Below are 13,814 nucleotides of genomic sequence, written 5' to 3' on the forward strand. Positions count from 1 at the left end.
CTTAATTATTAATTCTTTCACCAAAAATGGCTGTCCCAATTCTTAGCATTGTTGAGCCTTCTTCAATGGCAATTTCAAAATCGTTACTCATTCCCATTGAAAGTTCAGTCAAATGAAAACCAGAATCATTCAACTTTTCTTTTAATTTTCTGAGCTGAATAAATGATTTTCTTATCAGTTCAGTATTATCTGTAAAAGGTGCGATTGTCATCAGTCCAATTAGATTCAAATTGGAAGATTTAACACAATATTCAGCTGTTTCAAAAATTTCTTTTTCATCTACTAAGCCAAATTTCGTTGCTTCGTTCGAAGTTTTAATTTCAAGAAGAACATTTTGCCGCTTTCCAATTTGAAAAGCTCTTTTGTTTATTTCCTCTGCAAGTTTTATTGAATCTACAGAATGAATAAAGTCAGCAGCCTTAATTACATATTTAACTTTATTTGTTTGTAGATGACCAATAAAATGCCATTTAATTCCGTTTGTCAGCTTTTCATATTTTTCTTTTAATTCCTGAGCTTTATTTTCTCCAATATCTTTTAAACCTGCATCTACTGCTTGTCTAATGATTTCAATAGGTTGTGTTTTTGTAACACCAATCAATTTAATATCATTCCTGTCTCTGCCAAGTGAACTGCATTTATTGAGAATTTTTTCTTCAAGTCTTTTTATGTTATCAGATATCATTTAGAATTTTTTAATCATATAAAAATTTTAAGGATAAAAAAGTATCCGTTTTGATTCTAAAAGTCAATGAATTTACTTGGTTAATATAATAATAAAAAAGGGGCATTCAAGCCCCTTTATAAAATCCCTTTATAATTTATTAACTACAACCTGTGGTAGCACCGCAAGTCATACATTTCAAACATGTTCCATTTCTTACCATAGTCATACTTTGGCATTCTGGACAAATATCGCCGGTGTAGCCTCTTTCTCTTGCTTTTAGAACCGGATCATTTGAAGTTATCAATTTAACTTTTTCTCTGATGCTGTTCCCGTTTTTATTATCGTTAGTTTTATTATCAAGTTCAATCATTCTTTCACTTACAACTTCCTCGCCTTCAATTTCACCTTCAACCAACGAACGATACTCACCACTACTTGAGTTGCTCTTGCTTGTTACTTCTTCTTCGTCCACATGTGCAAGGTCGTTTCTTCCGAGATATGTTACTGCAAGTTCTCGGAAAATATAATCAATTACAGACGTTGCCATTTTAATTCTCTTGTGTCCTGTAACAATGCCACTTGGTTCAAATCTTGTGAATACAAATGCATCAACAAATTCTTCGAGAGGTACACCATGTTGTAAGCCCAGAGAAATTGCTATAGCAAAACAGTTTAGCAAACTTCTAAAGGCAGCACCTTCTTTGTGCATATCAATAAATATTTCTCCTAATTGACCATTCTCATATTCACCTGTTCTCAAATAAACTGATTGACCATTTATTTTTACTTTTTGAGTATAGCCAGTTCTTCTATCTGGCAATCTTCTTCTCTTAGCAATATATCGATGAATAATTTTTTCAGCAATTTTGACAATATCATTTTCTTCTTTCTTTTCGAGAATTTCTTCAACTTCTTCTTCTGTCATTGTATTTAGTGGTTGAGAAAGTTTTGAACCATCACGATACAGTGCATTTGCTTTGCATCCTAATTTCCATGAAAGCATATAAGCATTTTTAATATCATCAATTTCAGCTGAGTTTGGAAGATTAATAGTTTTAGAAATAGCACCAGAGATAAAAGGCTGTGCTGCAGCCATCATGTATATGTGTGCTTCATAATTAATAAATCTTGTTCCTTTTTTGCCGCATTTATTTGCACAATCAAAAACTGAATAATGTTCATGTTTCAAGAAAGGAGCACCTTCAATGGTCATTGTTCCACAAACATAGTCATTAGCTACAGTAATTTCTTCTTTTGTAAAACCAAGTTCGGTCAAAAGGTCAAAACCATAATCATTGATTTGTTCATCTGTAAAACCGAGATTATTCTTAAGAAATTTTTCTCCGATAGTATATTTATTGAACGCAAAACTCAAGTCAAATACTGTAGGAAGAACTGATTCTATTCTGTTAATTATTTCATCTGTAAATCCTTTTGCTCTAAGAGATTCATGATTGATATAAGGACAGCCAACAAGTGTTCCTGAACCTTTTGCATATTTTACTATTTCACGAATTTGCTCTTCGTTATAACCCAATTTCTTTAGTGCAGGAGGAATTGATTGATTAATTATTTTAAAGTAACCACCCCCTGCTAATTTTTTGAATTTTACTAATGCATAATCTGGTTCGATGCCTGTTGTATCGCAATCCATAACCAGACCAATAGTTCCAGTAGGAGCAATAACAGTAACCTGTGCATTACGATAACCATATTTTTCACCAAGTTCCAGAGCTAAGTCTGCATCTTCGCGTGCAGCTTCAAGTAAATCAGAAGGACAAAATTCAGGATTTATACCCATTGGATAAATTGATAAACCTTCATATTCTTTATTTGGAACATTATAAGCTGCACGACGATGATTTCTTATTACACGCAGCATTGCTTCTTTATTTTCTTCGTAACGGGGAAATGGACCAAGTTCTTTTGCCATTTCTGCCGAAGTTGCATAAGAGTGCATGTGCATTATTGCAGTTAGTGCTCCACAAATTGCAAAAGCTTCCTTACTATCATACGGAATTCCCTGACGCATTAACAATGAGCCAAGATTTGCATAACCCAAACCAAGTGTTCTAAACTCATAACTTTTTTTTGCAATTTCTTTGCTCGGGTATTGAGCCATCAGTACACTGATTTCAAGAACAATAGTCCATAGTCTTACTGCATGACGATAAGCTTTTATATCAAAAATTCCTTTTTCATCATCATAAAATTTAACAAGATTAAGTGAGGCTAAATTGCATGCAGTGTCGTCGAGAAACATATATTCGCTGCATGGATTAGATGCTCTAATTCTTCCACTATTTGGACATGTATGCCATTCATTAATTGTTGTATCAAATTGCAAACCCGGGTCTGCACAAGACCATGCTGCATAAGCAATTTGATCCCACAAATCTTTTGCTTTCAAAATTTTGTACGGTTTTGGTTCTCTTCCTTCTCGCTCTGCTTTTTTCTTTTCTGTTCTCCAGTATAACTTCCACTCTCTATCGTTTAGAACTGCATTCATAAATTCATTTGTTACACGAACAGAGTTATTTGAATTTTGTCCCGATACAGTTGCATATGCTTCAGAATTCCAGTCAGTATCATATATAGGAAAATGAATTGATTTAAATCCCATCTTAGCAAGTTTAATAACTCTGTCAATATAATTTTCTGGGACATGAGCTTTTCGAGCTTCAATAACCGCTCTCCGAAGTTTGAGGTTTGTTCTTTTGTTAAAACGATCATTTTCAGGATGTTCATCATAACAAGCTTTCATAATATTGTTAAGATGGTAGTTGCAAATTTTAGAGCCTGTAACAAGTGCAGCTACTTTTTGTTCTTCAACAACTTTCCAATTGATGTATTCTTCAATATCAGGATGGTCAATATCAAGAGTAACCATTTTTGCTGCTCGTCGTGTTGTACCACCTGACTTAATTGCACCTGCAGACCTATCGCCAATTTTCAAAAATGACATTAAACCTGAAGATTTTCCGCCTCCACTTAATGGTTCGTTTGCACCACGGATATCAGAAAAGTTTGTTCCCGTTCCTGAACCATATTTAAATAAACGAGCTTCACGAACCCACAAGTCCATTATGCCACCTTCATTCACAAGGTCATCTTTAATTGATTGAATAAAACATGCATGAGGCTGTGGATGTGTATATGCATCCTCAGATTTTTTTAATTCGCCTGTTTGATAATCAACATAATAATGACCCTGAGCAGGACCATTAATTCCATATGCCCAGTTTAAGCCTGTATTAAACCATTGTGGTGAATTAGGTGCTGCATATTGTTTAGCAAGCATATAGACTAATTCATCATAGAATGCTTTTGCATCCTCTTCAGTATCAAAATAATTAGCTTTCCAGCCCCAGTAGGTCCATGTTCCCGCCATTCGATGAAAAACTTGGCGAGCGTCAGTTTCCGAGGTGTATCTATCTTTTTCTGGAAGTTCTTCCAGTTTACTATCTGCTGTTGAAGGCTGAAGCCATTTTGGCACTCCATCTTCTTTTACTTTCTTTAGAAGTTTAGGGACCCCCGCTTTACGAAAATATTTTTGTGCTATAACATCAGTCGCAACTTGCGACCAATCTTTAGGCACAATAACTTCATCCATTTTAAAAACAATTGAACCATCAGGATTTTTGATTTCTGATGTTCTTTTAACAAACTCAATTGATTCTAATGGGTCTTTGCCCGCTGTTGTAAAGAGACGATTAATTTTCATTTACAACTCCAATCTTTTAATCTATTTAAAATACCATTGATTAATTTTGACAAAATTATTTCGAATTTTCGGTGACGAAGAGTGTTTACAACTTAACAAATTAATTTATATCAAGCAATTACTTTTGAAAAAAATAAAAAAATTATTCAATTGTTTTATTGTAATTTTACACGCAAAATAAAAAATCATTTTTAAAGAAAAAGATTGATTTTTAATAAAATTCTATTTTTAATAGAACAAAAAAATTCAGGTGGTAGAAATGTTATCATTCATAAAAAAAATTTTCAATGACAAAGAGACAAACGATTCTGTCAATCAAGAACAGAAAATTCAAATAGTAACTGCAGCTCTCTTTTTGGAAATTGCAAAATCTGATAATCATTTTTCAAAAGAAGAATATATTCTTTTCAGAAAAATTTTAAAAGAAATGTTTAATCTAAATGATGAACAGCTTCATGAACTTATTGATATAGCAGAAGAAAGGATTATAAAAAGTGTGAGTTTATATGAATTTACAGATATAATTAATAATCATTTTAATAATGATGAAAAATTCGAACTAGTAAAAAATCTATGGAAATTAATTTATGCAGATAATGTATTGAATAAATACGAGGAACATTTAATCAGAATAATTTCAAATAATCTCAAACTCAATCACCGTGATATGATTGCAGCAAAGATGTCTGCAAAAAATGAAAATGAAAGTTAATTCATATTTATTGTAGAGCGAAAAATATTATTTCGCTCTACAATAGTTAATCACATTTTAAAAAATCAAATAGAATGTATAATAAAATAATCCACTTGTAATTGCGCCTGTTAAAGTAAAACCAACATATAAAAGAAATACTTTTCTATTTGCAAGATTCCATACAGCAGCCATAGCTGGAATAGTAGTAGTTGGACCTGATATTAAAAAAGCCAGGGCAGCAGCTGGAGCCATACCTTGAATTAATAAACCTCCTACTAAGGCTAACGCAGGCATAGTGCTCGTGTAAATCGGAACACCCATTAATGCAGCAAGTATTATTGATAAAAATTGGTTTTTCCCTAACAACAACTTTACTAATTCTGATGGAACATAAAATACAATCAAAGCTTCGAGAAAGTAGGCAAGTGCCATAAACTTTAAAACCATAATTGCTGCACTGTAAGCTTCTTTACTTAATTTGCTTAAGAATTTATGTTTGTTAAAACTTTTTTTATTTGAGCTGTCACAGCATGCTAAATTATTGTCTTTTTTATCATCTCCTTTTTGTGAACCTCCACAACAAGTTGATTCAGATTTACTGCTTTCTACTTTTTCATTTTTTCCTGGTTTACTATAACAAACAGATTCTGAATTGTTGTCATCTTTTACTATTTTTTCTTCAGTTGAATTATTTGAACATACACAATTATTTCCACTTATATTTATTTCTGAACTTGCTAATAAATTATTCATTTTAATTTTGGAATCATTTTTATTCATATCACTTTGAAATGACTTAGTTGAAGAACTACAACAAGTTGAATTTATATCAGCACCAGCTACATTTACTATCTCTAATTTTGGTGATAATATTTTTATTATCAAACTTTTTCCATAGGAATAAATTTCCACAACTATTTCTTTTATAATTGCTAAATTACTTCTTGAACTGTTTGAGTGAGCTTTTAACGTATCTTCATTTGTAATCCAGTTTTTCTTAACAAGATAATGAGTAATAAAACCTGCAGAAAGACTCATCATAAAAGTTGATGCTAATCTCCATACTGCTAAATTCCAGCCCAGTGTTGTAACACTTAAGAAAAACATTTCAGGATCCATTGATGGCGAAGCAAGCCAGAACGACATTACTGGAGCTAAAGGAACTCCACCAATAAGCAACGATGCAATTATTGGAATAACAGAACATGAACAAAATGGACTAAATGCGCCAACTATTGTTGCTAAAAATATTGCAATCAGCGGTCTTGTATTAAATGCTTTGTTAATATATTTTGAAGCACCCGACATTCTAATTGTTACAGCTACTGGAATGGTAATCAGCAAATAGGGCCAAACTCTAATTAAATGTTCGAATATAAAATTGAAAATTTTGAAAAGTTCATTAATCATGGCAGCATCTCCTATCTAATAATTTAGATTTCTAAATCAATAGACGGAGATTTATTTGGAAGGATGCAAATTTTTTGCGGGCTGTTCAGGATGAAGATGACAACAGCAACAATGAATTTCGTGATAATCGATTATAGTTCCATACTTATCAAAATCAAAATGACAGCATTGCATCAAAAGTTCTTTTAATATTTTTCTGCCTCGTTGTACCCTCGATTTTGCATTTGATAATGAAATCTCAAGTCTTTCAGCCATTTGTCTTTGAGTTAGTCCTTCATATTCTATCAACTTAATGGCTTCTTTATAAATACCCGGTAGCTGGTCAATAAATTCTTTCAATCCTTTTGCAATTCTTTTATGGGGATTTTCTTCGATGAACTTTAATACACCTTCTTCATTACCTTTATTAACTGCATTATTGTCCTCTTCAAAGCTTATCACTTCTTTTTCAGTTTTATTTGAACGATAATAATCAATTATTGTGTTTCGAGTTATTTGATATATCCAGCTTTCCAATTTTTCTGAATTCTTGAGTGTTACAATGTTATTATGAATTTTTATAAATACTTCATGAAGTATATCATTAATTTCGATTTGATTGCTGACCCTCTTGCCAATAAACAGCTTAAGTTTCTTACTAAACTTTTTATAAAGTTCTTCTGTAGTCATTATAATTTTTTCCGTAACATTAAAATTATTTATAATTAAGTGACTTTGAAAAATAAATGTCAGAAAAAAATTATTTAAAATAAATAATAATTACTAATCTTCTCACTATGATTTCATATCAAATTTACAGTAAGTCAGTAGCTTTATAAAGCATTATAAACTTTTAATTTCTTTGTGGACTCATCGTTCATAACAGTTTTATTAAAGTCCATTTACACAAATTATTTTACAGTCTCTTTTTTGCTTTTGATTTGAATAATCAATTATTCGGGAATACCTCTTTCGATGATATTTGACTTTTACACAATTTTAAGAACATTATTACAAAGGCTCGAATATTTTCGAGCCTTTTACTTAATGAGCATCAATTTTATACTTTTGTTAAACTTATTTGCTCTTATTGTGCATATATATATTCCACTTGACAGTTCACTACCGTTAAATTCTAATTTGTAATATCCAGCTTCTTTTATTTCCTCTATCAGTTCTTTTACCTCTCTTCCCAGCATATCATATACCTTTATTGTAACTATACTCTTTTCCGGCAATTGATAACTTATTGTTGTGCTTGGATTAAATGGATTAGGATATACTTCCATGGAATATTCTACCGGCTTACTTTCTCCTCCTTTCTTAAACAATGCTTCAGCTCCATATACCGATTCATAATTCGGGTCGGAATATGTCCCCTCTACTGAATAATATGCTCGAACATCATACATCAATAAATCATCAGTATAACTCGATGTTAATACATAATCATAATCTACATATCTTCCAACCCCTCTTCCTACTGTCCCGATTAATCTCTCCGAGCCTACTACTCCATTATGTTTTACTTTCCTCCATATCTGATACTGGGTTACATTCACATTGGGATTATCAGTCCAGTATATCTCTATTGGTGCTCCTACTAGACTTCCAAAATGAATATTCTCTCCATTATTTGTCGGTTTCCCTCTATAATTTGCTGTAATTTGATTATGTGTATTTATTGTAAATGTTTTTGACAATGATGTCGAACCATCACTCCAATTTGTAAATGTATAATCAATTCCATTTATATGATAATAATATTGTGCTTCTGCTGTTATTGTATTGCCTTCTACTACTTGAAATTGTGTTGTGGGAGAATTGTATTGTGTCCCATTTACTTTTATTGTTCCGCTATTGCCCACACCAACAAAATTATTCTGGAAAGTGACATTGCAGAGTTTTTTAAGATCAGCAACTAACGTTGCACCATTATCGTTAATTGTAACCGTATATGAATAATTACGAGATGTTGCATTGTTTATAGGATTATTATTTATCTTCCAATTACTTTTATTAATTTCATTAGAGTTCCATATTCTATAATAACCTTGACCATCATTTTGATCTATAGCTCCTACTTATACATTTTGATTTACTAATTTAATAACACTTGAACCTGATTGTACAGTTGAACCTTCGAGGTTAATTATACCTCCTGAAAAATTATTTGCTGCATATAACTTATATTTAACATAAAATACATTTGTAACCGAAGCTGTTTTTACAAAACCTTCTAATTCATTAAAAAACTCATATAATTCCATTGTCCAAGAATATGTTCCAGAGGGTAAATCAAAATATTCAGGGAACGATCCTCGATTAGTTCCTTTTATATTAGCTTCATAATCTTTTATTCCTGTTTTAAGTTTTGCATAAGCAGCATAAGAATAAGGATATGATGTTAAAGCCCAAGTCCAATATAAGTTTATTCTTGCTGTTGAACTTGTCCCCGGACATATATAAACATCACCATAATGAGGTTCAAAAGAAATATATTGTGCTTTTAATTTTTCCGAACCTAAAGTTAAAAGAATTGCTGTAAAGAATAATACAATATTTTTTTTCATTTTTTCCTCCACAGTTTAAAAAGTTAAAAAAAATTAATACTATTGGAATGCAAATAAAAAATGCCTATGCTAAGCAAAGGTTTAGGTGAGCAGCCTAATTTTTATTTGCGTTTGTGAGAGGGTGCGGCAATCACCCTCTCATTATTTTTTTGCTCAATCCTCCTACTTTAATTGTCCATGAATTATATTATTTTTACCATTGATATAGTCTGTTCCAATAAAAAAAACATCTTTGTCAAAAGTTATACCTCTCTGTACCGTCAAATTAGTTTCATATATAATTTTGAACTCTTTCCCATCATAGTGATATATACCATTAATTCCACCAATAAAAAAATCATTTCTACTTCTACCACAAATAATATTTCCATTTATTCCCGTACCATTGTTATCCTTCCAAAAAGTAAGATTTTTATTAGAATATTTATATATTCTTGAAGCATTAGTAACAAATATTTCATCACCAAGTCTTATCACAAATGACCAGCCATAGTCTGATAATAACTCTTTTAGTTCTTTTCCATCCCAGCAGTATACTTTTGCAATAAATCCATTTGGGTCATAAACTGTACCACTTATTACTAATATACCACTATTAGGTTCAACTGCAATAGTTTCAAAACTCACTTTAGTTTCAGGTATATCAATGAGACTCCAATATATTCCATTATAATGCATTATAATAGCTTTCCATTTATTTGCACCATATAACTCCACAAAACCAACACCATAAATATTAGAAGATGACATTCCATCAAAATTATTAATATTAAGTATGTTATAGCCATCAATTTTATATTCACCAAACAGTGACCATTGTAAACCATCATATTTCCATATTGTACTATTGTAATTTCCTAACCATACTTCAGAACTAGACAACCCAAATATAGCTTGTGGATTTACCTTCCTAGGAATCGAATCTGTTTTCCACTTTACCCCATCATAATGCCAAATACTTGTTGCCGACCAACTACTAGTACCTACTGCCCAGACGTCATTTGGTGAGCTCCCCCATATTCTTCCTAAATATAAAGATTCATTACCTGGATTAATTGTATCCACCGTCCAGACATAATCTCTTCTTCCCGGCTGTGGTTCGGTTATTCCTTCTCCGCAGGAATTAATTAAAACAATTATTACTACTGAAATTAAAAATGCTACTCTCCTCATGGCTATGCCCCCATGTGTGCCCTATTATTTACTTTTATATTAAAATTTTTTGTTCAATATAATAATTATTGTAAAAAAAAAATCAACTGTTTTTTAAAACAACAAAGGCTCGAATATTTTCGAGCCTTTTCACCTTTTACCTAATAGGTGTTCCTGCTTAATTTCCAATAAGAACATAAAATATTCACAAAGTCATTTTTAAGAATTTAATTATAACCCATTATTCCATCATTCCATTATTCCACCATTCCATTCAACATAAACTTCTATTCGTTTAAAAGCTTTTCAATTTCTTTTGTTATCTCTTCGCTTTCTGGTTTAACTTTGCTTCTAAATCTTGCTCTAATAGTTCCATTTTTATCTATAAGAAATTTTTCGAAGTTCCATTTTACATCACCCTTTTCTACATTATCGCTGTTTATTAATCTTTCATACAGCAAGGCTCGTTCGTTTCCCAATACTTTTATTTTATCAAATAATTTAAAAGTCACATTGTAATTTGTTGAACAAAATTCTTTTATTTCTTCATTTGAACCCGGTTCTTGTCCGCCAAAATCATTGCAAGGGAATGCTAAGATTTCAAAACCTTTATCTTTATATTTTTCATAAATTTTTTGCAAACCCTCGTATTGAGGAGTAAAACCGCATTTGCTTGCTACATTAACTACTAATAACACTTTGCCTTTGTAGTCAGACAGTTTTACTTCTTTTCCATTTATGTCTTTTACAGTTATATCATAAATTGAATTTTTCATTTTGTTTTCTCCAACAGCATAAATTTGATTCATAAAAATTATTATAACGAAGAGAACAAATTTCTTGCTTAAATTTTTCATAGTTCCTCCTGGATTTCTTAATAAAACTCGATTGGCATTAAATAAGTTCAACTGTAAGAGATGAAATATTTAAGCTGATGAATTTAAAATAGAGTTATGAAATATTTTTCAATTTATTTTTGAAGTCCTTGTGAGATTCGATTATAAAATAAAGTGCAGTTATAGTTATTAATGTCATTGATGATGTAATTAATAAAAATAAATTATTATTCATATAATTATTTACAAAAGAAATTCCCTTCTTAAGAAAATCATTTAATTTATCAGAAACACTGATTGAAGATGATTCCTTTATTACAATCCACAAACCTACAGAACATATTGTTAATAAAATTAAAGTTAAGAACGAAAAAACAGAAACCATAAATTTATTTACACTTCGTTTTATCTTATTGGACTTCTTAAAAATTAATTTCATAACTTTTTCAGTAATATTTTCCGGGGCAGGATATACTTCAATGCTTTTTAATACCCCATCAACAAAACGAAGTGCTTTTAATTTTTTTAATGCATTTTCATTTTTTTCCATAATGCTGTTGAGCTCATTAATTTTTTCTGTGCTCAAAGAATTATCTATATAATCATTCATTAATTCATCGAGATAATCATTCATAATATTTCCTCCTGAAAATTATGTTTAAGAATTAAATCCCTCAATGCATTTCTTGAGCGATGCAGCATTACTTTTGTATTTACAAGCGAGGTTCCTAAAACTTTACTTATTTCATTAATTGAAAATCCATCAACATAATACATAATCAAAACAAGTGCACTGCGTATTGGCAATTTATCTATCATCTTAAGAATATATTCTTTTGGATTTTCTGTTGATGAATAAATTTCATTATCATAATCTGCAAGGTCAAAATGTTCATCAATTGATGTCATTTCCTGTTCTATTTTTCTTTTCTTTGAACTTAGTTTTGTCAATCCTGTATTGTAAACAATTTTATAAAACCATGTAGAAAATTGAGAATCGTACCTAAATGAATTGAGAGAATTAAATGCCTTTAAGAAACAATCCTGCAATGCTTCTTCTGCGTCCATTTCATTTTTTAATAATCTCTTTAAAAGATTAAATGCTCTATCTTTATAACGATTTATTATTAAAGAGAAATCAGCTGTATTCCCTTTTTTTACCGATTCTATTATTTCTATGTCAGTTAAATTTTTCATCACTATTTATGACTAACATCCCTCTCAAATGGTTACAGATCCGTTGAAAATATTTTCTATGCATAAACCTAATTTATTATATATCAATAATCAATTATTTCTGTAACCTATCATACTAACTTGTAGTCATAAGCTATAGAGAAAGAAAAAATTATGTGCATAGAATTAATAAAGTTTTTTTATTGTTTAATTAAAAAATTAACAAACAAGGAGAATTAAAATGGGCGAAGGATTAATAGCACTGTTCATACCAATAGTTGCAATTGTGGTTACTGGAATAGTACTGGTAACATTTTTTTACTTTCGTTCTAAAGAAAAGCAATTAATGATAGAAAAGGGACTTTCATATGACCAAATGATTGAACTATTAAAATCAAGAAGAGATGCTTACAGCTTACTTAAAGCTGGAATTATAATTCTTTTCTTTGGAATTGGTTTAGGCACAGGAGTTCTAATCGAAGGCTATACAGGAATTGATGAATGGGTTCCTTTACTTATCTTTGTAATGTTAGGGCTTGGATTTGTTGTAGCATTTTTTGTAGCACGTAAATTAGGAGAAAGAGACAAAAAAAGGTCGAGTTAAGCTCGACCTTTAATTTATGCTAATTCGTGTTCTTCGAGCCAATGCTGAGCATCCAAAGCTGCCATACATCCAGTTCCAGCGGCTGTTATAGCCTGTCTGTATTTTTTATCTGCTACATCACCTGCTGCAAAAACTCCTTCTACACTTGTCTTTGTTGTTCCAGGTTGAACAATTATATAACCTGTTTCATCAAGTTCAAGTTGTCCTTTGAATAACGATGTATTTGGTTGATGCCCAATTGCCATAAAAATTCCGTCTGCTTGAACTTCCCAGATAGAATTATCTTTTGTACTTTGTAAAACTGCACCTGTTACAAATTTTCTACCATTTTCTTCTTTGCCAAGAATTTCTTTTATAACAGCATTGGTAATAAATTTAATTTTAGGATTCTTTTTTGCCCTGTCTACCATTATCTTCGAAGCTCTAAATTCATCTCTTCGATGAACAATAGTAACTTCAGAAGCAAATTTTGTTAGATATATTGCTTCTTCCATTGCTGTATCTCCACCACCAACAACAAGAACTTTTAAGTCCTTAAAGAAAAATCCATCGCAGGTTGCACAAGCAGAAACTCCATATCCCATATATTTTTTTTCACTTTCGAGTCCCAGCAATTTTGCAGAGGCTCCTGTAGCAATTATAACTGCATCAGCTGTGTGAATTTCATTTTCTGCTTTAATCACAAATGGCCTTTTCGAAAAATCAACTTCAGTAACACTCTTGAAGAAACATTTTGCACCAAATTTGCAGGCTTGCTTTCTCATTATATCCATAAGTTCAGGACCCTGAATACCATTTTCGAACCCGGGATAATTTTCAACTTCTGTAGTAATTGTTAATTGTCCGCCCGGCTGCATACCTTCAAATACAACGGGATTTAGATTTGCTCTCGCTGTGTAAAGTGCTGCTGTTAGTCCTGCTGGTCCAGAACCAATTATCACTACTTTATGATGATTTTCTTCCATACCAATCTCCATATTTGTGTACTGTAAATTTATT

The 13,814-nt window shown here is 31.2% G+C and carries 13 protein-coding genes; 2 read left to right on the forward strand and 11 right to left on the reverse strand.

Annotation, left to right across the window (positions count from 1 at the left end):
- Position 1 precedes the first annotated feature (1 nt).
- The gene (locus tag VJY32_RS04390; RefSeq protein WP_353676673.1) at positions 2-685 is read right to left on the reverse strand and encodes a YggS family pyridoxal phosphate-dependent enzyme; all 684 of its coding nucleotides are present in this window, start codon (positions 683-685) and stop codon (positions 2-4) included.
- A 139-nt stretch (positions 686-824) separates the two neighbouring features.
- Positions 825-4,391, reverse strand: a complete 3,567-nt coding sequence (locus tag VJY32_RS04395; RefSeq protein WP_353676674.1) for a vitamin B12-dependent ribonucleotide reductase — start codon at positions 4,389-4,391, stop codon at positions 825-827.
- A 259-nt stretch (positions 4,392-4,650) separates the two neighbouring features.
- Here VJY32_RS04395 and VJY32_RS04400 point away from each other — a divergent pair, with 259 nt between their 5' ends.
- On the forward strand, positions 4,651-5,103 hold the full coding sequence (locus VJY32_RS04400) for a tellurite resistance TerB family protein (RefSeq protein ID WP_353676675.1): 453 nt from the start codon (positions 4,651-4,653) through the stop codon (positions 5,101-5,103).
- Between the two features lie 57 nt (positions 5,104-5,160).
- Here VJY32_RS04400 and VJY32_RS04405 read toward each other — a convergent pair whose 3' ends face one another.
- The 8 genes from VJY32_RS04405 to VJY32_RS04440 all read right to left on the reverse strand — a co-directional run bounded on the left by VJY32_RS04405 (position 5,161) and on the right by VJY32_RS04440 (position 12,232).
- Positions 5,161-6,495, reverse strand: coding sequence for a permease (locus tag VJY32_RS04405; protein WP_353676676.1), 1,335 nt, complete (start codon positions 6,493-6,495; stop codon positions 5,161-5,163).
- A 51-nt stretch (positions 6,496-6,546) separates the two neighbouring features.
- Entirely contained in the window at positions 6,547-7,164 is a 618-nt protein-coding gene (gene sigZ / locus VJY32_RS04410; RefSeq protein ID WP_353676677.1) for an RNA polymerase sigma factor SigZ, read from the reverse strand.
- Between the two features lie 350 nt (positions 7,165-7,514).
- A complete protein-coding gene (locus tag VJY32_RS04415; RefSeq protein ID WP_353676678.1) occupies positions 7,515-8,342 on the reverse strand; it encodes a T9SS type A sorting domain-containing protein in 828 nt (275 codons plus the stop codon).
- A 216-nt stretch (positions 8,343-8,558) separates the two neighbouring features.
- On the reverse strand, positions 8,559-9,047 hold the full coding sequence (locus VJY32_RS04420) for a hypothetical protein (protein ID WP_353676679.1): 489 nt from the start codon (positions 9,045-9,047) through the stop codon (positions 8,559-8,561).
- Between the two features lie 162 nt (positions 9,048-9,209).
- A complete protein-coding gene (locus VJY32_RS04425; protein WP_353676680.1) occupies positions 9,210-10,220 on the reverse strand; it encodes a glycosyltransferase family protein in 1,011 nt (336 codons plus the stop codon).
- Between the two features lie 266 nt (positions 10,221-10,486).
- A complete protein-coding gene (locus VJY32_RS04430; RefSeq protein ID WP_353676681.1) occupies positions 10,487-11,056 on the reverse strand; it encodes a glutathione peroxidase in 570 nt (189 codons plus the stop codon).
- Positions 11,057-11,150: 94 nt separating this feature from the next.
- Positions 11,151-11,669 carry a hypothetical protein gene (locus VJY32_RS04435; protein ID WP_353676682.1) on the reverse strand — a complete coding sequence of 173 codons (519 nt, stop codon included), beginning with the start codon at positions 11,667-11,669 and terminating at the stop codon, positions 11,151-11,153.
- On the reverse strand, positions 11,666-12,232 hold the full coding sequence (locus VJY32_RS04440) for an RNA polymerase sigma factor (protein ID WP_353676758.1): 567 nt from the start codon (positions 12,230-12,232) through the stop codon (positions 11,666-11,668). The genes VJY32_RS04435 and VJY32_RS04440 overlap by 4 nt, the downstream gene beginning before the upstream one ends.
- 220 nt (positions 12,233-12,452) lie before the next feature.
- On the opposite strand from VJY32_RS04440, the gene VJY32_RS04445 reads away from it, so the two are divergent.
- Positions 12,453-12,815 (forward strand): DUF6249 domain-containing protein, encoded by a 363-nt coding sequence (locus tag VJY32_RS04445; RefSeq protein WP_353676683.1) that lies wholly within the window; start codon positions 12,453-12,455, stop codon positions 12,813-12,815.
- A gap of 14 nt (positions 12,816-12,829) precedes the next feature.
- Here the strand turns inward: VJY32_RS04445 and trxB are convergent, their stop codons facing one another.
- Positions 12,830-13,780: a thioredoxin-disulfide reductase gene (gene trxB, locus VJY32_RS04450; protein WP_353676684.1), complete on the reverse strand. Its 951-nt coding sequence runs from the start codon at positions 13,778-13,780 to the stop codon at positions 12,830-12,832.
- Positions 13,781-13,814: the final 34 nt, after the last annotated feature.

The sequence above is a fragment of the Rosettibacter primus genome (genome assembly GCF_036860675.1).
Classification (GTDB): Bacteria; Bacteroidota; Ignavibacteria; order Ignavibacteriales; family Melioribacteraceae; genus Rosettibacter; species Rosettibacter primus.